This window comes from Paeniglutamicibacter psychrophenolicus, assembly GCF_030812255.1.
Taxonomy (GTDB): domain Bacteria; phylum Actinomycetota; class Actinomycetes; order Actinomycetales; family Micrococcaceae; genus Paeniglutamicibacter; species Paeniglutamicibacter psychrophenolicus_A.
This window is the reverse complement of sequence record NZ_JAUSSH010000004.1, coordinates 259,953-282,930: the sequence shown is the minus strand read 5'-3', so window position 1 is coordinate 282,930 and position 22,978 is coordinate 259,953. Positions and strand designations below refer to the sequence as shown.

The following is a 22,978-nucleotide window of genomic DNA, read 5'->3' as shown; positions in this document are numbered from 1 at the left end:
GCCAATACCGTTAATTGGTTCATGCGAATTCCCACCCCAGCAAGGAGACGGTAATGGCACGTCAGGTCCAAATAGCATTGATTGATGATATCGACGGTTCCGAGGCAGTAGAATCCATCGTATTCGGCATCGGCGGACAGCACTATGAAATTGACCTCAATGAGGAAAATGCAGAAGCTTTCCGTGAAGCCTTTAAGCCTTACATCAAGGTTGCCCGCACCTCGAAGCAGTTCACCCCGAAGGAAGCTCCGGCCATCCGCGCCTGGGCCAAGGAGAACAACGTCAAGGTCAACGCCCGCGGCCGTCTGCAGGCCGATGTAATCGCTGCCTACCACGCAGCCCAGGCGAAGAAGTCGCGTTCGAAGTCCAAGTAGCACTTTCGGCACCTGATACTTCCGGCGGGCCCAGCGCCCCCGGCCGCTGTGGGAAATGCGAATAAACGTCGAGGGATCGGCTCCAGTGAAATGGAGCCGGTCCCTCGACGTTGTTTAATCCTGAGTTGAACGCCGAGGGTGAACAATGTTATCCCTTGGGCGAACATGCAACAATTGCCCGAATTTGATGCGTAGCATCGAAATACGTGTTAGCTAGGAGTGTGCCGCATGTTTGAGAGATTTACCGACCGTGCCCGTCGCGTTGTCGTGCTTGCCCAAGAAGAGGCGCGCATGCTCAACCACAACTACATCGGAACCGAGCACGTATTGCTCGGCCTCATCCATGAGGGCGAGGGAGTAGCGGCCAAGGCCCTTGAGTCGCTGAACATCTCTCTCGGCGCCGTGCGTGAGCAGGTCCAAGAGATCATCGGACAGGGCCAGCAGGCTCCGTCCGGTCATATTCCCTTCACCCCCCGGGCCAAGAAGGTGCTCGAGCTCTCGCTGCGCGAGGCGCTCCAGCTAGGCCACAACTACATCGGCACCGAGCACATCCTGCTCGGCCTGATTCGCGAGGGCGAGGGCGTTGCCGCCCAGGTCCTGGTGAAGCTCGGCGCCGATCTGTCCCGCGTGCGCCAGCAGGTCATCCAGCTGCTCTCCGGTTACCAGGGCGGCAAGGAAACCGCAGGTGCCGGCGTCAGCTCCGGCGGCCAGACCGAAGGTACGCCGGCAGGTTCGGCCGTGCTGGACCAGTTCGGCCGCAACCTCACCGCCGCTGCCCGCGAAGGCAAGCTCGACCCGGTCATCGGGCGCGAGTTCGAGATGGAACGCGTCATGCAGGTCCTCTCGCGACGAACCAAGAACAACCCGGTGCTCATCGGCGAGCCCGGCGTCGGCAAGACCGCGGTCGTCGAAGGGCTTGCCCAGGCGATCGTGCGCGGCGACGTCCCGGAAACCATCAAGGACAAGCAGCTCTACACCCTTGACCTCGGTTCCCTGGTGGCCGGTTCCCGCTACCGCGGTGACTTCGAGGAACGCCTGAAGAAGGTCCTCAAGGAGATCCGCACGCGCGGCGACATCATCCTCTTCATTGACGAGATCCACACGCTGGTCGGTGCCGGTGCCGCCGAAGGCGCCATCGATGCGGCCTCGATCCTCAAGCCCATGTTGGCGCGAGGCGAACTGCAGACCATCGGCGCGACCACGCTTGACGAGTACCGCAAGCACATCGAGAAGGACGCGGCCCTCGAGCGCCGCTTCCAGCCGATCCAGGTCAAGGAACCTTCGGTGGAGCACACCACGCAGATCCTGCGTGGGCTGCGCGACCGCTACGAGGCACACCACCGCGTCTCCATCACCGATGGGGCGCTCGTGGCCGCCGCCGAACTGGCGCACCGCTACATCTCCGACCGGTTCCTTCCGGACAAGGCCATCGACTTGATTGATGAGGCCGGTGCACGCCTGCGCATCCGCCGCATGACCGCGCCCCCGGCTCTCAAGGCCATGGACGAGGAAATCTCCACGGTCCGACTGGAGAAGGAAGCAGCCATCGATGCGCAGGACTTCGAGGGTGCCGCCGCCTTGCGCGACAAGGAAGGCAAGCTCCAGGAAGCCCGCGCGGAGAAGGAAAAGGCCTGGAAGAACGGCGAGCTCGACGAGATCGCCGAGGTCGATGCCGACCTGATCGCCGAGGTCCTGGCCAACTCCACCGGCATCCCGGTCATCAAGCTGACCGAGGAGGAATCCACGCGACTGCTGAACATGGAAGATGAGCTGCACAAGCGGGTCATCGGCCAGAACGAGGCCATCAAGGCCATCTCCCAGGCCATCCGCCGCACCCGTGCCGGGCTGAAGGACCCGAACCGCCCCGGCGGCTCGTTCATCTTCGCCGGCCCCACCGGCGTCGGAAAGACCGAGTTGGCGAAGGCCCTCGCGGAGTTCCTCTTCGGTGAGGAAGACGCGCTGATCACGCTGGACATGTCCGAGTACTCGGAGAAGCACACGGTCTCACGGCTCTTCGGTGCCCCTCCGGGCTACGTCGGCTACGAGGAAGGTGGCCAGCTGACCGAGAAGGTCCGTCGCCGCCCGTTCTCCGTGGTGCTCTTTGACGAAGTCGAGAAGGCCCACGCCGACCTGTTCAACTCGTTGCTGCAGATCCTGGAAGACGGCCGTTTGACCGACTCCCAGGGGCGTGTCGTGGACTTCAAGAACACGATCATCATCATGACCACCAACCTTGGCACCCGCGACATCTCCAAGGGCGTCATGACCGGCTTCCAGTCGTCCAGCGATACCAAGACCGGTTACAACCGGATGCAGGCCAAGGTCCAGGAAGAGCTGCGCCAGCACTTCCGTCCCGAGTTCCTGAACCGTGTTGACGACGTTGTGGTCTTCCCGCAGCTGACCCAGGACGAGATCGTGGAAATCGTGGACCTGTTCCTCGGACGCCTGCGCAAGCGCCTGGTGGACCGGAACATGACCATCGAGCTGTCGCAGGCCGCACGCGTCCTGCTGGCAACCCGCGGCTACGATCCGGCCATGGGCGCCCGGCCGCTGCGCCGGACCATGCAGCGCGACATCGAGGACCAGCTTTCGGAGAAGATCCTCTTTGGCGAGCTGGTCGCCGGACAGCACATCAAGGTCGATGTCGACGGTGAGGGCGACGAGGCGACGTTCACCTTCCACGGAGAGGGCGGAACCCCGCAGATCGAGGGCGAACCGGCCCCGGTCGCCATCGAGGGCTAGGCCCGAAGCAAGCAACTGCGCCCCTGGGGCGGCATCCGCAAGGAAGGCCACCCCAGGGGCGTTTTGCATGCGCCGGCAACGGTCCGGGGCTTCAGCTACACAATTGACCTCGGGCCCCGGTGCCGGGCATAGGATACTTAGATGAATTCCTTTACCGTCAGGCGGGCCAAGACCAGCGATGTGAAGAGCATCCGAAACCTGGTCCGGCCGCTGGCCGAGAACCGCGTCCTGCTGGAAAAGGAGGCGGTTGCCTACTACGAGAACCTTCAGGAGTTCTTCGTTGCCGAGGATTCGGAGGGGAATGTCATCGGCTGCGGCGGGCTGCACGTGATGTGGGAAGACATTGCGGAGGTCCGCACCCTGGCCACGGACGCCGGATGGCGCGGCCACGGCGTGGGGCACCGCCTGCTGCAGAAGCTCCTCGCTGAGGCCCGCGAGCTGGGGGTGTCACGGGTGTTCTGCCTGACCTTCGAGGTCGACTTTTTCCTGCGCAACGGGTTCTCCGTCATGGCCGAGCAGTCCGCCGTCGACCCGGAGGTCTACTCCGAGCTTCTGCGCTCCACCGACGAGGGCGTGGCCGAGTTCCTGGACCTGGCCCGGGTCAAGCCAAACACGCTGGGCAACACCCGGATGATCACCCACTTCTGATCCGCGGAACGGGCCCGAACCTTCCGGGTCAGTGCGGCAACCCGATGCCCGCGGCGGATTGCTGGGCCAGGCCGTCGGCCAGCAGGGACCCCAGGGCGCGTTCGCGTTGTTCGGCGCCGGCTTCCAGCGCGTGCAGGCCGACCCACGCCTGGTGGACGGGCTCCGCCTCGCGGGCCGGGTTCAGCCGGCGGGGATGCTGCCCCTCGACCGCGAGGTCGGGGACCCCGAGAAGCTCGGAGCGGTCCACCGGGCCGGCGGAGTGCCGCAGCACCGCCATCATGGCCCCGCGCACCTGCCGGTCGGTGCCGTGCCACGGCTGGCCCTTGGGCTTGTAGTGCGGTTCGGGCCGTCCGGCGGCAATCCAGGCGCAGCTCTCGAGCACCGGGCAGTCCTCGCAGCGCGGGGATCGGGCCGTGCACACCAGTGCACCGAGCTCCATCACTGCAATGTTCCAGCCGTTGGCAAGCGCCGTGCCGTGCGGATCCCCGGGCCCGGAGGCGGGGAGCAGGCGTGCGGCCAGCGCGAGTTCGGCGGCGTTCTGGTTTTGCTCCGGCAGCGCCTTGCCGCTGGCCAAACGGGCGTGGACCCGGCGGATGTTGGTGTCCACCACCACGGTGGGGACCTTGAACGCGAAGCACGCGATGGCCGCGGCGGTGTAGGTGCCGATTCCGGGCAGGGCGAGCAGCTCCGCCTCGGTCCCCGGGACCCGGCCGCCATGCTCGTTGGCGATCACGGTGGCGGCGGCATGCAGGCGCAGGGCCCGGCGCGGGTAGCCCAGCCGGCCCCAGGCCTTGACGGCCTCGGCGACCGGCTCTGCGGCCAGCGCGGCCGGGGTGGGCCAGCGCTCCATCCAGGCCTCCCACACCGGGAGCACCCGAACCACCGGGGTCTGCTGCAGCATGAACTCCGAGACCATCACGGCCCATGGCCCGGCAGACTCCCGGCGCCACGGCAGGTCGCGGGCATGGGCGAGGTACCAGTCGGTGATTTCACGGTGGATCTTCGGCAGGTCGGGGTGGAGCACGGTGAGGAGAAATCCTTTGGCTGGAAGGGGAATGCTGGCGATATCACTCTAGCTGGCGGCGTGGGAGTCGGGATCAAAACGATTGGTTTCGTAGCCTTGAGGCATGGCACAAAAGCAGGTCCGTTCCACCCGCCCCTCCGCACGGGTTTTTCGGCGTCGTCGACTCGCGGTGCTCATTGCCACGCTGGTTCTCATCGGGCTTTTGGCATGGGCCGGATTCGGCATTGCTTCCCTGCTGCGCCCCGCCGAACCGGGTGCCGCCCCGGCGGCAAGCCAGGCAGGAGGAAGCTCCCCGCAGGCTTCCGTTGAACCCACCGCGGAGTCTTCCGCGGGCCCGGCGATGTGCCCCGAGGGGGACGTGGTCGTCACGGCATCCACGGCCCAGGCCACCCACGGTCCGGCCGACAACCCGGTGCTGGTGATGACGATCAAGAACGCGGGGACAACCGAGTGCCTGGTCAACGTGGGCACCAGCCAGCAGGTTTTCTCCGTCACGAGCGGGGCGGACCGGATCTTTTCCACCTCGGACTGCGTGCAGGACCCGATGGACACGGAAATCACCATCAAGCCGGGCGCCAGCGAGACCGCCCGCTTCACCTGGACCCGGGTGCGCAGCGCACCGGGCTGCAAGCTCGTCAACGCGAAGCCGCGGCCGGGCTGGTACGGATTCACCGCGAAACTGGGGGACCTGACCAGCGAGACCGCAAAGTTCGAACTGAAGTAGCGCGACGGCCGGCCGGCTTTCCGGCTTAGAGGAAGCGGTCCAGCAGCGAGGACTCGGCGACGCGCGAGAGCCCCTCGCGCACGGTGCGGGCGCGTTGCTCGCCGATCCCGTCCACCGCCATCAGGTCCTCGATGTTGGCGGCCATCAGCCGCTGCAGGCCGCCGAAGTTGTTGACCAGCCGGTCGGCCACCGCGCGCGGCACCGACTTGATGCCCGCGAGCAAACGGTGTCCCTTGGGCGCCACGACGGCCTCGAGCGAATCGATGCCGGGGCTGATGCCCAGGATGGCGGCGAACTTGCCCAGGTCGATCAGGTCGGTGGAATCAAGGTTCTGCAGCTTCTTCAGCGCCGCGTCGATGTCCAGTTCCTCGCGGCCCAGGTTCGAGTAGTCCTTCAGCAAAAGATCCGAGCCCGGGCCAAGGCCTGCGGAAAGCTCGTCGAGCTGCAGCGCGAGCAGCCGGCCGTCGGCGCCGAGCTCCAGCACGTACTGGGCAATCTCCTCGGAGATGCGGCGCACCATTTCCTGGCGCTGCAGCACCGCTGCGACGTCGCGGACCGTCACGACGGCCTCGATCTCGGCCGCGGACAGCGCGCTGGTGACCTGGTCGAGGCGTGAGCGGTACCGTTCCAGGGTGGCCAGGGCCTGGTTGCCGCGGGCCAGCACCGGTTCGGAGCCCTCGAGCAGGTAGCGGATGCCCTGCACGTACAGGGCGATGATGTGCATCGACTGCGAGACCGAGACGACAGGGAAACCGGTCTGGATGGCCACGCGCTCGGCGGTGCGGTGGCGAGTTCCCGATTCCTGGGTGGGGATCGAGTGGTCCGGGACCAACTGCACCCCGGCGCGCAGGATGTTGGAACCGTCCTTGTCGCAGACGATCGCCCCGTCCATCTTGGCCAGCTCGCGCAGCCGCGTGGGGGAGAAGGCGATGTTGATGTCAAAGCCGCCGGAGCAGATCGAATCGACCACCCGGTCGTGCCCCAGCACGATCAGCGCGCCGGTGCGGCCGCGCAGGATGCGCTCCAACCCGTCGCGCAGCTCCGTTCCGGGTGCAACGCGGGCCAACGTGGCGCGCAGCGCATCTTCGGGGCTCTTCGACATGGGTGGCCATTTCCTTCCAGGGGACTACTACCTATCGTATGGCCACCGCCGGACGCCGACCCGCACTTTGGGGCAGGTCGGGGACACTTCGGTACCCCTTTGTTACCGAAGCGACGCTCAGGCGCCGGTCTTGACGCGTTGTTCGAAGGCGATGTCCAGCGCCTCGAGCACCGAGGAGACCGTGAAGACCCTGATCGAGTCCGGGACGTTCTTCGGCGGCTGCGGGGATGCCGGGACCATGGCGTAGCGGAATCCGAGCCGCTCGGCCTCGATAATCCGCCTGCCGATCTCCGGCACCGGGCGCACCTCCCCGGCCAGCCCGACCTCGCCGAAGGCCACGAACTGGGGCGGCAGCGGGTGGTTGTGCATGGAGGAGGCAAGCGCCAGCGCGGTGGCCAGGTCCGTGGCCGGTTCGCTCAGCTTGACCCCGCCGACGGTGGCCACGTAGGAATCGAGTCCGCCCAGCTCCATCCGGGCCCGCGACTGCAGCACCGCCAGGATCATCTGGGTGCGCGCCGCGTCCAGGCCGCTGGTGGCCCGGCGGGGGATGGCGCTGGTGGCCCGCGAGAGCAGGGTCTGCACCTCCGCAACCAGGGGCCGGCGACCCTCGAGGGTCACGGTGATGCAGGTGCCGGGCACCGGGTCCTTGGTGCGGGTGACGAAGAGCCCCGAGGGGTCGGCCAGGCCCTCGATGCCGCCCTCGGTCAAGTCGAAGCAACCGACCTCGTCGGTGGGGCCATAGCGGTTCTTCAGGGCGCGCAGCAGCCGCAGGCGGGAGTGGCGCTCGCCGTCGAACTGGCACACCACATCCACCAGGTGCTCGAGCGTCCGCGGCCCGGCGATCGAGCCGTCCTTGGTGACGTGGCCGACCAGGATGGTGGTCATGTTCCGCCGCTTGGCCGCGTTGATCAGGGATGCGGCGACCTCCTTGACCTGGGAAATGCCGCCCGCGGTCCCGTCGACCTCGGACGAGGCCAGGGTCTGCACGGAGTCGATGATCAGCAGCTCCGGGTCGATCCTTTCCACCTGGCCCAGCGCGATGCCCAGGTCGGTCTCGGCGGTCAGGTAGAGGGTCTCGGCCATCGCGTTGATGCGTTCGGCGCGGACCTTGACCTGGGCGGCGGATTCCTCGCCGGTGATGTACAGGACCCTGCGGCCGGTGCGTGCGGCGCGCGCCGCGACGTCCAGCAGCAGCGTGGACTTGCCCACCCCCGGCTCCCCGGCCAACAGGATGACGGCCCCGGGCACCAGCCCGCCGCCGAGCACCCGGTCAAGCTCATCCACCCCGGAGGTGCGGTAGGAGGCGGCGGTGGCATCGACCTCGCCGATGGGCTGGGCGGGGACGGCGATGGTGGTGGCCACGGTGGTCTTGGCCGTGACCGCGCCCATTTCCTCCACGGTGCCCCAGGCCTGGCATTCGCCGCAACGGCCCACCCATTTCACGGCGCTCCAGCCGCATTCCGCGCAACGGTATGCGGGTGTGTTCTTGGTGCGGGAATTCTTAGCCATGTGCTTGATGCTAGTGCCCGGCGCCAACGGTTTGGTTTCGCCGCGGCGGGTTTTCGCTACAGGCGCGGCAGCAGCGCCACTGCGTCCTCATGGCTGATGCCGGAGGCCTCGAGCATGTCGACCACCAAGGGGCGCAACAGCAGCACCATGCCCTCGCCCTGCAGCCCGCTGACCTGAAGCGTCTGGGGATCCAACCGGGCTGCGCATTCGGCCAGCTCGCGCTGCGCCCGCCCCACGGCCCGTTGGTACCCGGACTCGTTGGTTTCCAGCACCGCATAGCCGAAGGCGTCCACGGCCTCGGACAACTCACCCAGCAGGCTGGCCACCGCCTCGACCCCGCGGTCGGTCAGTGCGCCGTGGTTGATCACCGTGGTCAGCCGGCGTGCCAGGACCCGGGAGTTGCGCATCGCCAGGTCTGTTTTTTCGGCCGCGATCGACAACCGCTCCAGGTCCGAACGGCGTCGTCGGTGTGCCGGGGCCAGGGTGGCAACCTCGCGTGCCACGTTCAGTGCCGCGGGCAGGGCGTCCATGAGCTTTTGGGTGCCGCGGGCGCGGACCAGCGCGTGGAAGGCCAGGGTGGAATCCGAGGAGCTCACGGCGCGCGCGCACTCCTGGAGAATCCCCGAAAGCTCACTGAGCAGCTTGCCGAGTTCGGCAATGGGTGTGCGGCGCGGGTCCCGCGGAAAGACCATGACGATCAACAGGCCGCACAGCGAGCCGACGACCGCATCGAGCGAACGGCTGAACGGGCCGGCCGCATCGGCGATGGGCAGCAGGACCACGAGCACCGACTGCAGGCCCAGCTGGGTGGTGAAGATGGGACCGGAATCCAGGAAACGGGCGATCGTCAGGGACAGGAAGAGCACCAATCCCGCCTGCCACAGGCCGCTTCCCAACAGGGTGAGCAGCAGGTCGCCGACCGCCACACCCAGGGTGCAGCCGATGGCGACCTCGAGGGATCGGCGCACAGTGGTCGCGGTGCCGAAGCCCAGCACCAGCAGGCCGCTGGTTGCGGCAAAGATCGGCCCGACGTGACCCAGCAATTGCTCGGCAATCCAATAGGCCAGCACCGCGGAGGCAGTCATCTGGATGATCCTGGGGAACGAAGTGCCCGCGCGGCGCATGCCCACGCGGTAGCGGCGCTTGACGAATGTCCATGCTCCGCCCGCCGAAGATCCGATACCCATGGGCAACAGTCTGTCATGTGTTTCGCGCGCGGTGGCAAAGCATGAAACGTGACGCGAAACACCGCTGCGAACCAGACGTGTTCACCCTGCGTTCACCTTCATCGCAACAGCTGGTTACCTCCGGGGCCTAACTTCGTATTGAAGCGATGTGCCGGCGTGCGCATCCTTGGGAACAAACCAGGACGACACGATTCGTCATTGACAGGCATTTGAAAGAGGATAACTCGTGAAGCTTCATCGCATTGGCAGCGCGGCTGCTGTTCTTACCGTCGCCGCCCTGGCCCTGACCGCCTGCGGTTCCGACAGCCCGACCGCCTCGGCCGGCACGGCTGCCTCGACCGGCGGCTCCGCCGCTGCGGTATCCGGCACGTTGACCGGTTCCGGCGCGTCCTCGCAGAAGTCCGCCATGGAAGCCTGGAAGGCCGGCTTCGAAGCCGCCACCCCCGGCACCATGGTCCAGTACTCCCCGGACGGATCCGGCGCGGGCCGCAAGGCCTTCCTGGCCGGCGGCGCACAGTTCGCAGGCTCGGACGCCTACCTGAAGGACGAGGAAATCGAATCCTCGAAGGAAATCTGCGGCCCCGAGGGTGCCTTCAACGTCCCGGCCTACGTTTCCCCGATCGCGGTTGCCTTCAACCTTCCGGGTGTCGAAACCCTGAACCTTGACGCGGCCACCATCGCGAAGATCTTCAAGCTGGAAATCACCAAGTGGAATGATCCGGCCATCGCCGCGACCAATGAAGGCGTGAGCCTTCCGGACACCGCCATCACCGTGGTGCACCGCAACGACGAGTCCGGCACGACCGAGAACTTTGTCGACTACCTCGCGGCCGCCGCCAAGGACGTCTGGACCTACGACGTCTCCGGCGACTGGCCCAAGGATCTCGACAGCGAGAACGCCAAGGGCACCTCCGGCGTCGTGGCCACCACGACCGCCACCGAGGGCGCAATCACCTACGCCGACTTCTCCGCCGTGGGCAAGCTCGGCACCGTGAACGTAAAGGTCGGCGACGACTTCACCGAGATCTCCGCGGAGGCAGCAGCCAAGGGCGTCGAGGCAGCCACCCCGGTCGAAGGCCGCGGTGCACTGGACATGTCCCTGGACCTGAAGCGCGACACCACCGAATCCGGGTCCTACCCGATCATCCTGGTCTCCTACCACGTGTTCTGCTCCAGCTACAAGGACCAGGCAACCGTTGACCTGGTCAAGAGCTTCGGCGAGTACGTGCTCTCCGAGGCCGGCCAGAAGGAAGCCGCAGCCTCCGCCGGAAACGCACCGCTCTCTGCCAAGATGAGCGAAGCGGCAATCAAGTCGATCGACTCCATCAAGGTCGGCTCCTAGCTGTCACACTCCCGCCGGGGAACGTCGAACCATCGATATTCCCCGGCGGGCGCAGTAGCATCGCACTTGCCCCTCTCCACATCCCGGCGCAAGCGGGCCGTCCGATCCCCCTGAACCCGTTTGCACAACATCCAAAGGCTTACCCATATGACTACCAACGCGCTTCGACGCAACGGATCCAAGGGACAGGCCGGAGACAAAATCTTCTCCGGTGCCGCGCTGGGCGCAGGCATCCTTATCCTCGCAACGCTGCTTGCGGTGGCGATCTTCCTGTTCATCCAGGCGCTGCCCACCTTCACCGCCGACCCGACGCTGGTCAGCGGCGGCGAGGGCTTCCTCGCCTACATCTTCCCGATCGTCATCGGCACCGTCATCGCGGCGGCCATAGCCCTGCTGATCGCCACCCCGGTCGGCATTGCCGTGGCGCTGTTCATCTCGCACTACGCCCCGCGCCGGCTGGCCGCCGGGCTCGGCTACGTCATCGACCTGCTGGCCGCGATCCCGTCGGTCATCTACGGAGCCTGGGGCTACCTGGTGCTCGCCCCGGCGCTGGTCCCCAGCTTCCAGTGGCTGGCCGAGAACCTCGGCTTCATCCCGGTCTTCGCCGGCCCCGCCTCGCAGACCGGCAAGACCATCCTCACCGCCGGCATCGTGCTCGCCGTGATGGTCCTTCCGATCATCACCTCGCTGAGCCGCGAGATCTTCCTGCAGACCCCGAAGCTGCATGAGGAAGCCGCGCTCGCACTGGGTGCCACGCGCTGGGAAATGATCACCATGTCGGTGCTGCCCTTCGCGCGCCCCGGCATCATCTCCGCCGTGATGCTCGGCCTGGGCCGCGCCCTGGGTGAGACCATGGCCGTGGCCCTGGTGCTGTCCACCGGCGGGTTGATCCCGTCGCTGATCAAGTCCGGCAACCAGACCATTGCCGCGGAGATCGCCCTGAACTTCCCCGAGGCCTTCGGCCTGCGCCTGGCCGAGCTGATCGCCGCCGGCCTGGTACTGTTCGTGATCACCCTGGTGGTCAACCTCATCGCCCGGGCCATCATCGCCCGCCACAAGGAATTCTCGGGAGCCAACTGATGAGTGCCACAACCACGCGCAAGACCTCGAACGATTCGCGCAACGTGCAGAACCCGCCGCCGGTTGCCCGCAAGCGCAACTCCCTGGCCAAGGGCCACCTGCCACGCTGGGCGGTGCCGGGCATCGCCGCGGCCTCGCTGATCCTGGGGGCCGCGGCCTCCACACTCGGCGGCTTCTCGGTGGCCACCCTGGCCATCTACACAGCCATCGTCTTCGTCATCGCCTCCACCGTCATCACCACGCTGGTGGAGGGCCCGCGCCAGGGCCGCAACGCCCTGGCCACCAATCTGGTCTATGCCGCCTTCCTGCTGGCACTGATCCCGCTGGCTTCGGTGCTGTTCACGGTGCTGCAAAAGGGACTGCCGGGCATCAACACGCACTTCCTGTTCCACTCCATGAACGGGATCACCGGCGCGGTGGACAACGCCAGCGTCGAAGACGGCACCCCGGTGCTCGGCGGGGCCTATCACGCGGTCATCGGCACGCTGCTGATCACCCTGTGGTCGACGGTCATCTCGGTTCCCGTGGGCATGCTGACCGCCATCTACCTGGTCGAATATGGCAAGAACGGGCCGCTGGCCCGCGCCATCACCTTCTTCGTCGACGTGATGACCGGCATCCCCTCGATCGTCGCCGGCCTTTTCGCCACCGCGCTGTTCGCGGTGCTGCTGGGCCCCACCGCCCGGATGGGCATCGTCGCCGCGGTCGCCTTGAGCGTGCTGATGATCCCCACGGTGGTCCGCTCCACCGAGGAAATGCTCAAGATCGTCCCGAACGAGCTGCGCGAGGCCGCCTACGCCCTGGGCGTGCGCAAGTGGCGCACCATCGCCAAGGTCGTCATCCCCACGGCGATCTCCGGCATCGCCTCCGGCGTCACCCTGGCCATCGCCCGCGTCATCGGCGAAACCGCACCGATCCTGGTCACCGCCGGCCTGGCGAACAACATCAACGTGAACGTCTTCGGCAACTGGATGGCCACGCTGCCGACGTTCATCTACTACCAGATCCTCACCCCGACCTCGCCGACCAACGTGGACCCCTCGATCCAGCGTGCCTGGGCCGCGGCCCTGCTGCTGATCATCATGGTCATGGTGCTCAACCTCGGAGCCAGGCTGGTTGCCGGCCTGTTCGCCCCCAAGAAGGGCCGTTGAGCCTTTAGGCTCCGGACCCGACACCAAAAAACTTTCTAAGGAACAACCACCATGTCAAAGCGCATCGACGTCAAAGACCTCAACGTCTACTACTCCAAGTTCCTGGCCGTTGAAGATGTCAACATCGAAATCGAAGCCAAGTCCGTCACCGCGTTCATCGGCCCCTCGGGCTGCGGGAAGTCCACCTTCCTGCGCACCCTGAACCGCATGCACGAGGTCATCCCCGGCGGCCGCGTCGAGGGCGAGGTCCTCCTGGACGGGGACAACCTCTACGAATCCGGCGTCGACCCGGTGACCGTGCGCAGCCAGATCGGCATGGTCTTCCAGCGACCCAACCCGTTCCCGACCATGTCCATCAAGGACAATGTGCTGGCCGGGGTCAAGCTCAACGGCAAGAAGATCTCCAGGTCCGATGCGGACTCGCTGGTGGAGAAGTCGCTGCGCGGGGCCAACCTCTGGAACGAGGTCAAGGACCGCCTGGACAAGCCCGGATCGGGCCTCTCCGGTGGCCAGCAGCAGCGCCTGTGCATCGCCCGCACCATCGCGGTGAAGCCCCAGGTGATCCTGATGGACGAGCCGTGCTCGGCCCTGGACCCGATCTCCACCCTGGCCATCGAGGACCTGATCAACGAGCTCAAGAGCGAGTTCACCGTGGTGATCGTGACCCACAACATGCAGCAGGCCGCACGCGTGAGCGACAAGACCGCGTTCTTCAACATCGCCGGAACCGGCAAGCCCGGCAAGCTGATCGAATACGCGGAAACCGCGACGATCTTCTCCAACCCGGCCGTCAAGGCCACCGAGGACTACGTCTCGGGCCGCTTCGGATAATCCCCGCCCGGGGAAAACACGCAACACCAGAATTCGCCGGCATGACCGAACAGGTCGTGGCGGCGGTACCGGAAGGGGGATCTTCCGGGGATCCCTGGAGGGGGATCGCGACGGCGGAGGAATGTGCGCGAATCTTGCGCATTCCTCCGCCGTCGCCTCGTTTAACATCTGTTCCCGTTTTGCTTGGGGGACGACCGGGGCGGGTGCGCCGCGCCAGCGGGCCTGGCCACCGAGGGTGCTTGCCGTCGGTATGGTGGGGAACCAGCCCACCCCCCACACACACAGAAGGAAACTACGTGAGCGAAGAAACCGCAACGGTGCACCAGAGAAGCAGGGCGGGAGACCTGCACGGATTCGTCGTGAAGGCCATGGCCGCGGTCGGGGCCTCCGGGACGGACGCCGCCTACATGGCGGACCAGCTGATCGCCTCGGAGCTGGCCAACCACCCCTCGCACGGGATGCGCAGGCTTCCCGAGTACGTCGACCGTGCGCTGAAGGGATTCGCGCAGCCCGGGGCGCGGGCCTCGATCGAGCTGGACACCGGCTCCCTGGTGCGCATGAACGGCAACGGCACCTACGGGCACTTTGCGCTGCGCGATGCCACGGCGGTGGCAGTGGCCCGTGCCAAGGCCCACGGGATCGCCGCGGTCGCGGTGCGCAACAGCGAGTATGCGGGGCGGTTTGCCCCGTTCTGCGAGGAGGCGGCCAGCGCCGGGGTGGCGACCCTGCTGTTCGGGAACAACAACGGGGCCGGGCAGGTCGTGGTGCCGCCGGGCGGCACCCGGGCCCGGCTGTCGACCAACCCGATTGCCGCCGGGGTCCCGCGCGCGAGTGCGCCGCATCTGGTCATCGACTTTGCCACCAGCACGGTGGCCGGCGGTCGGCTGGCCGAGGAACGCGACCGCGGCACGGAGCTGTCCGGGCAGTGGGTGACCCCCGAGGGGCTGCTCAAGCCCTTCGGCGGGTTCAAGGGCTTCGGGCTGGCGCTGTTGGTCGAGGCCCTCGGCGGCGCGCTCTCGGGCTCGGAAACCGTCTCGGAGCGGAAGACGGCCGACCACCAGGGGACCCTGGTCGTCGCGATCGACGTGGCGCAGCTGCGCGAGCTGCACGAATTCACCGCGCAGGTCGAGGAGTTCATCGACCACGTGAAGTCCGGCGAGCCGGAAGCCGGCAGCGGACCCATCCGGGTGCCGGGCGAAGGCCCGTCGGTGGGGGACAGCTACCCCGCCGGGCACCCGGTGGAGGTCAATTCCAGGACCTGGTCGGAACTCGGGCGGATCGCCGCGGAGCTGAAGCTGGCAATGCCCGGGGCCATCCAGGGGCACTAATCGCCAAGGGGCCGTTGCCCGCCGTGCCCCGTGCGCTCGCCGGTCAGCTCACCAGCGGGTGCATGGCCAGGTACAGGATCCCGCCCACGACGGCGCACACCAGCGGGGTGGCGACCCAGTGCCGCAGGATGCGGTTCACATGCCGCCAGGTCACGGACTCGAAGCGCTGGTTTGCGCCGGCCCCAACAATCGAGCTGGTGACCGCCTGGGTGGTGGAGATCGGCAGGTGGATCAGCATGGCGCCGAGGAATAGCATGGCCGCGGAGACCGACTGGGCGACCATGCCGCGCAACGGGTCCATGTTGACCAGCCGGTAGGCAAGGGTGTGGGCGATGCGCCAGCCGCCGAAGAGGACACCGGCGGCCAGGCAGCCGGCACCGAGCAGCTGCGGGCCGAGCATGATGGAGCCGGGCTCGGCAGCACCGGCGGTCACCAGGGCCAGGGTCAGGAAGGCGCCGGTGCGCTGGCCGTCCTGCAGCCCGTTGCCCAGGGCCACCGCGCACGCCGCAATGGCCTGGCCGGCACGGGAGACGCCGTTGACGTCGGAGGCCGTGGAATGGCGCACCAGCCAGGTGACAGGGATGACCAGGGCGTAGGAGACGGCGAAGGCGAAGACCGGGGTGAAGACCAACGGCAGCAGCACCCCGCCGGCGAGCATCCGCCAGGCGTCATGCACGCCGTCGTTGCCCAGCAGCGCGGAGGCACCGGAGGCCCCGGCAAGCGCGGCGATCAACGAATGCGTGGAGGACACCGGCAGCCCGCGCCACCAGCACAGCAGCGCCCAGGCGCCGCCCGCAAGCAACGCGGACAGCAGCAGGGCCAGGCCCGGGATCCCGTCCGGGACGTTCAGCTCCACCGCGGAGACCAGATAAACCCCGAAACTGGTTGAAAGCATGGTGCCCGCGAAGGTGAAGAACGCCGCCACCAGGACCGCATAGGTGGGAGTCAGTGCCCGGTTGCGCACCGCGACGGCAACGGAGTTCGAGGCGTCGCGGAAGCCGTTGAGGAACGCGAAGGCACAGGTGCACAACAGCACCACGACCATCATGAAGGATTGTCCGGTAATCACGCCCGGCTCAGGATTCCTTGACCAGGACGCGGCCAAGGTGGTCGGCCACGGCGCGCAGGGATTGCGCAGAGGCCAGGAACTGCTCGGCGACCGAGCGGTGGCGGATGATGGTTCCGGCCTTGCTCAGCTCCCCGATCTCCCCAACCCAGGTTCGGTGGGTCCGGTGAGCCCGCTTGGAGATGCGCACCAGTTCCAGCCACAGGTCCTCGAGGTCGTCCAGGTGCTGGAGCTGGCCCAGGGCCTGGGTGGTGAGTTCGGCCTGCCGCCCGATGAGTTCAAGCTGTTCGGCCGCACGGTGCGAAAGCTGGCGCTTGCCCAGGTGGGAGATGAGGTCGCCGGCGCCGCTGAGCTGTTCGACCGCCTCGTGGAGCAGGCGGGAAAAGGTGTAGACGTCCTCGCGTGGCAACGGGTTGACGTAGCTGGTGCGCAGGTGGGTGAGCACCGCGTAGTGCAGGTCGGTGGTCTTGACCTCGGAGGCGTTGAGCGCCTCGAGATGCAGTTCGCGGTCCTCGTCGGATCCAAGCATTTCGGACAGCACGCCGACGCAGTGGTGGACCTCGGTGGCCAGGTCGCGCAGGAGCTCCAGGCCACGCGTGTCCGAAGGGAACAATCTAAACTTCACGAAGATACCACCGGATGGAAAGGAAAGTGCGGGTCGAAGCCCAGTTTACGCATCGAAGGTTAACAAGCCCGTCCGGGACGGTGTGAAGTGCGTCCCCTGCGAATGCGGGGGAGAAGTTGGCGGTGCCGAACCGGGAGCGCCTCTCGGCGGAAGGCCGCTCGTAGCGGCTGAAAGTTGGAGCCCGGGGCTGCCGCGGTCCGGCACCGTGAGTCCAGTTTTCTAGGAAACAGGCCTTCCTGTCAACATCGGGCGCCCCATATTCGCGCGCAGCGTGAAGGAACCCTCAGTCAAGCTCCCCGGCCCGCCATGAGGCAGCCGCGGATTCCAGGTCCTCGGCGGTCTTCACCAGGGCATGTGCCCGGGTGGTCATCAGCGTGGCACGCTCCGGGTGTGAGAGCTCGGCGGCGTCGGCTTGTTCGGCCTGGCCCAGGGCGATGACCCGGCAGTAGGCGGCGGTGCGTTCCAAGGCGACGTCGAACTCGCCGTCGAAGGCGCCGGTGAGGATCGAGCTGGTCATGGCGCACAGCTCCTCGGCGCCCGGAGGCTCCGCGGCTCCGGCCACGACGCGCTCCACCTGGGCCAGGTGGGCGCCGGCGGCAAAGAAGGAGGCCATGGCCTCGGGGTTGTTGACCGTTGCGGCTCTGATTGCGTACAGGCGCCACAGGGAGCCGGGAAGCGACCGGGCCGGGGCCTTGGACCAGAGCTCGGCAATGACCTCCAGGCCCTCGTCCTCGGCCAGCCGCACGAGGCGCTCGCGGACCAGGGGGTCGTTGTTGAGTTTTCCGGCGTGGACCAGCGCCTGGGCGGAGAGGTGCGCGGCCTCCGAGACTCGTGCCGGATCGGCGCCGCCCTCGAACGGGTCGAAGTCCATGGGCGCAAATGGCTTGGGCTTGTGGTGGCGGAATGTGGTTGCCGGTGGAGTCAATGCTGGATGGCCTTTCATGGGCTAGAGGATACTCTGCCCGGCTGGATACTTGCCCATCGGCGGGCAGGCCGGCCGGTCCGGAGGCAACATGCGTGGTGAGCGCTGCGGCCACTGCCCCGCCCGGGACCAGGCCTGCGCGGCCCGCCAATTGGAATTGGGCCGCTACCTGCCCGAGCCGGGAAGTCGGTGGCCAACGCGGCCATGACGAGGGTGACCACCACAAACCCCCGGGTTCCACGTGCCGGTTGAATCTGTCCAGGATGTCCAGAAGATGCCGGGTTATCCGCTAATATGGGTGATGGCTAAGTGCCGATGCGCCTTTAGCTCAGTTGGTAGAGCACTGGACTTTTAATCCATTGGTCGCGGGTTCGAGCCCCGCAGGGCGCACAGATCGGTCCCCGTTCTCCTTGGGAGAGCGGGGATCTTCTGTTTCCGGATGGCGTGTCCAGCGGTAGCCCGGCCGCGTGATGCCCAGCGCCACGCCAAGGGTGCCGGCGCGTGTTTCCGGCCCGAACTGATGCACGGCACTGCCCCGACCCGCGTCGGCTTGGTTCCCGGGCCCCCTTGTTCCATTCGGCCTTCGACCTGCGGATTGCGCTCGCGGACGGCATCCCCCGCGCGCAACGAAGCCTCCGTCGCCACGCGGCAGGCGATGGCGCCCGGCCCGGGGTGCCCCGGGTGCGTGAAGGGCAGTGCGCCACTGCCGAAATCAATCGACCAAGATTCGGGAATTTCCCTCTTGTGCGACCGCTATTCAGTGTTACTATTTAGTGGTAGTTAGCAGTGCAGAGTAGTTGGGGAGAGGGGGTTCCATGGGCAAGCAAATGACCGAGATGCTCAAGGGCACGCTCGAGGGCATGATCCTCGCGATCCTGGCCGTGCGGCCGGCATACGGCTACGAGATCACGGCCCGGCTGCGCGACGAGGGCTTCTCCGACATCGTCGAGGGCACCGTGTACGCCGTGCTGATCAGGATCGAAAAGCGCGATCTCGTCGACGTCGAAAAGGTCCCGTCCGAAAAGGGGCCACCACGCAAGGTCTACTCGCTGAACGCGCAAGGCGGCGAGTACCTCGAGGAGTTCTGGGGGACCTGGAGCTTCCTTGCGGCACGGATCGCGCAGCTGAAGCAACACATTGAAGACACGCAGGAAAAAGGAGAGTAGACATGGCAGCAAAGTGGATCGAATTGGTCACCGGATCGTTCGAGGACAAGAAGCGCTGGCGCCAGTACAAGGCCCGCAAGGAACAGCTCCCCGCGAGCTATCGAACCGCAGTCGACGGGATCGAACGCTACTTCATGTACGCCGGGTCGATCGTCAAGGGCGATGTCTTCATGCAGATGCTCGAGGACCTCGCCGACCTGATCGAGCGCGCAGCCACCGACGGCACGCCGATCCGGGACATCGTCGGGGAAGACCCTGTTGAGTTCGCCGATGCCTTCATCGCAAACTACGCGGATGGCCAATGGATCAACAAGGAGCGCAAGCGCCTGAATGATGCCATCGACCAGTCCGTTGACGAAGCCTGACCCCATCGGAAACGGGGAAGTCCCCATGGAAACAGACCAAGCCCCCGGGTCCGCGATCCGGGTGCGGGGCATCGAGAAATCCTTCAAGGACCTGCAGGTGCTGCGGGGCGTCGACTTCGACGTGCGGACGGGCAGCGTCTTCGCGCTGCTGGGCTCCAACGGCGCCGGAAAGACCACGCTGGTGCGGATCCTCTCGACGCTGCTGAAGGCCGACGCGGGCACCGCGGTGGTCAACGGCTTCGACGTCGCCGCCCAGCCGAGCCTGGTGCGCGAGTCGATCAGCCTGACCGGCCAGTTCGCCGCGGTCGACGAGGTGCTCACCGGACGGGAGAACCTCGTGCTGATCGCCAGGCTGCGCCACCTGCAGGACCCGGGCGCGATCGCCGAGGCCCTGCTGGCCCGCTTCACGCTCACCGAGGCGGGGAACCGCAAGGCCTCGACGTATTCCGGCGGCATGCGCCGCCGGCTCGACATCGCGATGAGCCTGATCGGCAACCCGCCGGTCATCTTCCTCGACGAGCCCACCACCGGACTGGATCCGCAGGCCCGACTCGAGGTGTGGCAGACGGTCAGGGGCCTTGCCGCCGCCGGCACGACCGTGCTGCCCACGACGCAAGACCTTGACGAGGCCGAGACCCTCGCGGACCGCATCGCGATCCTGCACAAGGGCACCATCATCCAAAACGGCACCCTCGCCGAACTCAAGGCACTGCTCCCGCCCGCCAAGCTCGAATACGTCGAGAAGCAGCCTTCCCTCGAAGACGTTTTCCTGGCCCTCGTGGAAGACGGTGGCGGGATCGACACCGCCACGGGCGGCCGCGCCGACGGCACGGTCCAGGCGGGAAAGGAAATCCAATGACCACCCACGTCCTGGCCGACACCGGCGTCTTGACCGGCCGCTCGCTGCGCCACATCCTGCGCAGCCCCGACACCATCATCACCACCGTGATCACCCCGATCGCCCTGATGCTGCTGTTCGTCTACGTGCTCGGCGGCGCGATCAACACCGGCTCCGGGCAGTCATACGTCAACTACATGCTCCCCGGCATCCTGTTGATCACGATCGCCTCCGGCGTCGCGTACACCGCCTACCGGCTGTTCCTGGACATGCAGGGCGGGATCTTCGAACGCTTCGCATCCATGCCGATCGCCCGCTCGTCCGTGCTCTGGGCCCACGTGTTCACGTCCCTGGCCGCGAACCTTCTCTCCGTTGCGGCGGTCGTCGGCGTCGCGTTGCCCATGGGGTTCCGCACCGGGGCTTCGGTGGGCGCCTGGCTCGCGGTCGCCGGCATCCTGGTCCTGTTCACCCTGACGCTGACCTGGATCGCCGTGATCGCCGGGCTCTCGGCAAGGACGGTCGACGGGGCGAGCGCATTCAGCTACCCGTTGATCTTCCTCCCGTTCATTTCCTCGGCCTTCGTGCCCACCGGTTCGATGCCCGGCCCCGTTGCGTGGTTCGCCGAGAACCAGCCGGTGACCTCCATCGTGAACACCGTCCGGGCCCTGTTCGCCCAGGAGCCGGTCGGCAACGACATCTGGATCGCGCTGGCCTGGCTGCTCGGCATCCTGGCCGTCTCCTACGGGTTCGCGATCGCCAAATACCGCCGCAGGATCCGCTGAGGCGGCGGGGACCGCAGCTACCCCGCCACCGTGAATGTCGCGGGCAAGGCGGCGTTGGTTTGCGAAGACACAGGCCAACGTTGCTTTCGACATGCCAAGCGAGGGGGACGTGGAAGGGGCCCGGTGCGGCAGCGCGGCCGGCCGGGGAAGGGCAGAAATCGGGAAGATCCGCCAGGCCAGGACTCCCGGAAATGGTGCGTTGGTTCCGCGCCCCGCCGGGATCGGCCAAGGGGCAAGGACGCTGTCGCCCCCCGCCTTTCGGGGTCGCAATGTTGCGCAGGACACGGTGGCCCGGATATCGTGGCATCGTCAGGCGGAACGTTTCTGAAGTTCCTGCCGTCGCTCTAAAAATGGGCGAAATCCGGGTTCGTTGCCCGAAGACGAATATGGCCTTATTTCTTTTTGCTGCATTCGAAAGTCACAAAAATGTCTACAGTTTCCGCTGCCGTTTCCCGCGCTCTTTTAACCTGCACCTCCGAGATCTTCGGGGTCATGGGCAACGGCAATGCCCATTTCCTCGACGCCGCCGTGCGCACCGGATTCCGCTTCACCGCCGTGCGCCACGAATCGGCCGCGGTCACCGCCGCCGATGCCTACTTCCGCGTCACCGGAAAGCCGGCCGTCGCCACGACCACCTACGGCGCGGGCTTCAGCAACGCGATCACCCCGCTGGCCGAGGCCGCCAAGGCCCGGATCCCGATGGTGCTGCTCACCGGCGACCAGCCAACCACCGGCGCCCGCCCCTGGGACATCGACCAGAAGGCCGTCAACGATGCCGTGGGAGCCAAGACCTTCGTGGTCGATGCCCGGCGCCCCATGGCCATTGCCCTTGAGGCCGTGGCCCACGCCCTGCGCGAACGCACCGCGGTGGTCATCTCGATTCCCTACGACATCGTCGCCGACGAAGCCGCCGGGGAACAGGCCCCGACCCTGGCGGATTTCACCCTTGATCCCGGCTACCCGTCCGCCGCACCGCAACTGCTCGCCCAGGCCGCCGCGGCCCTGAACGAGGCCAAGCGCCCGCTGGTGCTCTACGGGCGCGGGGCGCGCCTGGCGGGTGCCGCGGATGCGATCACCGCGCTCGCCGATTCCCTGGGTGCGCTGAGTTCCAGCACCGTCCTGGCGCCGAACCTGCTGGCCGGGCGCCATGGCGACCTGGGGATCACCGGCGGCTTTTCCTCGGAAGAAACCGCGGCACTGGTCCACGAGTCCGACGTGGTGCTGGTGCTCGGGGCAGGCCTGAACCAATTCACCACCCGCTTCGGGGAGCTGTTCAACGACGGCGCACAGGTGATCCAGGTCGATGTCGCGCAGACAGCGACCAGCCCGCGGGTGGATGCCTTCATCCGGGCGGACGCCGCTGCGGTTGCGACCGCCCTGCTGCCGTTGGTGGCCCGGCGCGAGGCCGGTGCACGCTGGGCGGACCAGGCGGGGGACCGCCTGGCCCGGACCGGCGAGCACGCCCGGGGGGACGCAACGGCGCCGGACGGGCTGCTCGACCCCCGCGCGGTGGCCCGGGCGCTGGATTCGATCATGCCGGCGGACCGCGTCGTGGTGCAGGACGGCGGGCACTTCATCGGCTGGGGCCCCATGTACTGGAAGGTGCCGGGCCCGCACGCGCTGCACCTGGTGGGCACCGCCTACCAAAGCATCGGCCTGGGCCTGGCCTCCGCGGTGGGTGCCGGGGCCGCCGCGCCGGACTCCACGATCGTGCTGGCCAGCGGGGACGGCGGCTTCCTGATGGGCCTGGCGGACCTGGAATCGGTCATCCGCTCGGTGCGCAGCGGCATCATCGTCATCTACAACGACGCCGGCTACGGAGCCGAGATCCACCAGTACGGCTCGATCGGGCTGCACGAGGGGCCCATGCTGATTCCCGAGGTCGACTTTGCCGCCGTGGCCCGCGGGCTCGGCGCCCAGGCCACCAAGGTCCGCGCCCTCGAAGACCTTTCGGGCCTGCGGGAATGGGTCGCCGCCGGCGCCAACGGGGTGTTCCTGGTGGACTGCCGCATCTCCCCGGAGGTGCGCGCCCCCTACATGGAAGAGGTCCTTCAGGCCAACCGGAGGGCCGCTGACGTGCGCCGCTGAGCCCGCTGCCGGCGGCTCCCCGCGGGCCGCCGGTTTTCACCGGAAGAAAAACCGCTGAGTGGATAAATTATTGACCTACCGTGA

21 protein-coding genes and 1 tRNA gene are annotated in these 22,978 nt (G+C 67.1%); 15 read left to right on the top strand and 7 right to left on the bottom strand.

All coding sequences use genetic code 11. The annotated features are described in order from the left end of the window. Positions 1-53 precede the first annotated feature (53 nt). The 3 genes from J2T21_RS08660 (at position 54) to J2T21_RS08650 (ending at position 3,764) form a co-directional block, all read left to right on the top strand. On the top strand, positions 54-374 hold the full coding sequence (locus tag J2T21_RS08660; protein WP_071214548.1) for a histone-like nucleoid-structuring protein Lsr2: 321 nt from the start codon (positions 54-56) through the stop codon (positions 372-374). 228 nt (positions 375-602) lie between these two features. Beyond that, positions 603-3,116, top strand: coding sequence for an ATP-dependent Clp protease ATP-binding subunit (locus tag J2T21_RS08655; RefSeq protein WP_307580482.1), 2,514 nt, complete (start codon positions 603-605; stop codon positions 3,114-3,116). Positions 3,117-3,257: 141 nt separating this feature from the next. After that, a complete protein-coding gene (locus tag J2T21_RS08650) occupies positions 3,258-3,764 on the top strand; it encodes an amino-acid N-acetyltransferase (protein WP_071214550.1) in 507 nt (168 codons plus the stop codon). 28 nt (positions 3,765-3,792) lie between these two features. Here the strand turns inward: J2T21_RS08650 and J2T21_RS08645 are convergent, their stop codons facing one another. Further along, the gene (locus J2T21_RS08645) at positions 3,793-4,788 is read right to left on the bottom strand and encodes an A/G-specific adenine glycosylase (RefSeq protein ID WP_307580480.1); all 996 of its coding nucleotides are present in this window, start codon (positions 4,786-4,788) and stop codon (positions 3,793-3,795) included. A 103-nt stretch (positions 4,789-4,891) separates the two neighbouring features. Here J2T21_RS08645 and J2T21_RS08640 point away from each other — a divergent pair, with 103 nt between their 5' ends. Beyond that, positions 4,892-5,512, top strand: coding sequence for a hypothetical protein (locus J2T21_RS08640; RefSeq protein WP_307580478.1), 621 nt, complete (start codon positions 4,892-4,894; stop codon positions 5,510-5,512). A 25-nt stretch (positions 5,513-5,537) separates the two neighbouring features. On the opposite strand, the gene disA is transcribed toward J2T21_RS08640, so the two are convergent. The 3 genes from disA to J2T21_RS08625 form a co-directional block, all read right to left on the bottom strand. Continuing rightward, on the bottom strand, positions 5,538-6,614 hold the full coding sequence (gene disA, locus J2T21_RS08635; RefSeq protein ID WP_307580476.1) for a DNA integrity scanning diadenylate cyclase DisA: 1,077 nt from the start codon (positions 6,612-6,614) through the stop codon (positions 5,538-5,540). 117 nt (positions 6,615-6,731) lie between these two features. Further along, the gene (gene radA, locus J2T21_RS08630) at positions 6,732-8,123 is read right to left on the bottom strand and encodes a DNA repair protein RadA (RefSeq protein WP_307580474.1); all 1,392 of its coding nucleotides are present in this window, start codon (positions 8,121-8,123) and stop codon (positions 6,732-6,734) included. A 56-nt stretch (positions 8,124-8,179) separates the two neighbouring features. Then, entirely contained in the window at positions 8,180-9,310 is a 1,131-nt protein-coding gene (locus tag J2T21_RS08625) for an FUSC family protein (protein ID WP_307580472.1), read from the bottom strand. A 226-nt stretch (positions 9,311-9,536) separates the two neighbouring features. On the opposite strand from J2T21_RS08625, the gene pstS reads away from it, so the two are divergent. The 5 genes from pstS to J2T21_RS08600 all read left to right on the top strand — a co-directional run bounded on the left by pstS (position 9,537) and on the right by J2T21_RS08600 (position 15,042). Beyond that, positions 9,537-10,652, top strand: coding sequence for a phosphate ABC transporter substrate-binding protein PstS (pstS, locus tag J2T21_RS08620; RefSeq protein WP_307580470.1), 1,116 nt, complete (start codon positions 9,537-9,539; stop codon positions 10,650-10,652). 147 nt (positions 10,653-10,799) lie between these two features. Next, the gene (pstC, locus tag J2T21_RS08615) at positions 10,800-11,732 is read left to right on the top strand and encodes a phosphate ABC transporter permease subunit PstC (protein WP_307580468.1); all 933 of its coding nucleotides are present in this window, start codon (positions 10,800-10,802) and stop codon (positions 11,730-11,732) included. Continuing rightward, the gene (gene pstA / locus J2T21_RS08610) at positions 11,732-12,883 is read left to right on the top strand and encodes a phosphate ABC transporter permease PstA (RefSeq protein ID WP_307580466.1); all 1,152 of its coding nucleotides are present in this window, start codon (positions 11,732-11,734) and stop codon (positions 12,881-12,883) included. The genes pstC and pstA overlap by 1 nt, the downstream gene beginning before the upstream one ends. A gap of 51 nt (positions 12,884-12,934) precedes the next feature. Continuing rightward, positions 12,935-13,714, top strand: a complete 780-nt coding sequence (pstB, locus tag J2T21_RS08605) for a phosphate ABC transporter ATP-binding protein PstB (RefSeq protein ID WP_071214559.1) — start codon at positions 12,935-12,937, stop codon at positions 13,712-13,714. Between the two features lie 296 nt (positions 13,715-14,010). Next, a complete protein-coding gene (locus tag J2T21_RS08600; RefSeq protein ID WP_307580462.1) occupies positions 14,011-15,042 on the top strand; it encodes an Ldh family oxidoreductase in 1,032 nt (343 codons plus the stop codon). A 43-nt stretch (positions 15,043-15,085) separates the two neighbouring features. On the opposite strand, the gene J2T21_RS08595 is transcribed toward J2T21_RS08600, so the two are convergent. The 3 genes from J2T21_RS08595 to J2T21_RS08585 all read right to left on the bottom strand — a co-directional run bounded on the left by J2T21_RS08595 (position 15,086) and on the right by J2T21_RS08585 (position 17,676). Further along, a complete protein-coding gene (locus tag J2T21_RS08595) occupies positions 15,086-16,111 on the bottom strand; it encodes an inorganic phosphate transporter (protein WP_307580460.1) in 1,026 nt (341 codons plus the stop codon). A 7-nt stretch (positions 16,112-16,118) separates the two neighbouring features. Continuing rightward, positions 16,119-16,733 carry a hypothetical protein gene (locus J2T21_RS08590; RefSeq protein ID WP_071214563.1) on the bottom strand — a complete coding sequence of 205 codons (615 nt, stop codon included), beginning with the start codon at positions 16,731-16,733 and terminating at the stop codon, positions 16,119-16,121. Between the two features lie 283 nt (positions 16,734-17,016). Next, positions 17,017-17,676 carry a hypothetical protein gene (locus J2T21_RS08585; RefSeq protein WP_307580458.1) on the bottom strand — a complete coding sequence of 220 codons (660 nt, stop codon included), beginning with the start codon at positions 17,674-17,676 and terminating at the stop codon, positions 17,017-17,019. A 296-nt stretch (positions 17,677-17,972) separates the two neighbouring features. Between J2T21_RS08585 and J2T21_RS08580 the strand changes: the two genes are divergently transcribed. From J2T21_RS08580 to J2T21_RS08555, 6 genes are all read left to right on the top strand, one after another. Then, a tRNA-Lys gene (locus tag J2T21_RS08580) sits at positions 17,973-18,045 on the top strand. Between the two features lie 425 nt (positions 18,046-18,470). Then, positions 18,471-18,821: a PadR family transcriptional regulator gene (locus tag J2T21_RS08575; RefSeq protein WP_307580456.1), complete on the top strand. Its 351-nt coding sequence runs from the start codon at positions 18,471-18,473 to the stop codon at positions 18,819-18,821. 2 nt (positions 18,822-18,823) lie between these two features. After that, complete coding sequence (locus J2T21_RS08570; RefSeq protein WP_307580454.1) at positions 18,824-19,186, top strand: DUF1048 domain-containing protein; 363 nt, start codon at positions 18,824-18,826, stop codon at positions 19,184-19,186. A 25-nt stretch (positions 19,187-19,211) separates the two neighbouring features. Then, positions 19,212-20,045 (top strand): ABC transporter ATP-binding protein, encoded by an 834-nt coding sequence (locus J2T21_RS08565; RefSeq protein ID WP_307580452.1) that lies wholly within the window; start codon positions 19,212-19,214, stop codon positions 20,043-20,045. Next, on the top strand, positions 20,042-20,806 hold the full coding sequence (locus J2T21_RS08560) for an ABC transporter permease (protein ID WP_307580450.1): 765 nt from the start codon (positions 20,042-20,044) through the stop codon (positions 20,804-20,806). Before J2T21_RS08565 ends, J2T21_RS08560 begins: the two co-directional genes overlap by 4 nt. Before the next feature lie 426 nt (positions 20,807-21,232). Then, positions 21,233-22,894 (top strand): thiamine pyrophosphate-binding protein, encoded by a 1,662-nt coding sequence (locus J2T21_RS08555; protein ID WP_307580448.1) that lies wholly within the window; start codon positions 21,233-21,235, stop codon positions 22,892-22,894. Positions 22,895-22,978: the final 84 nt, after the last annotated feature.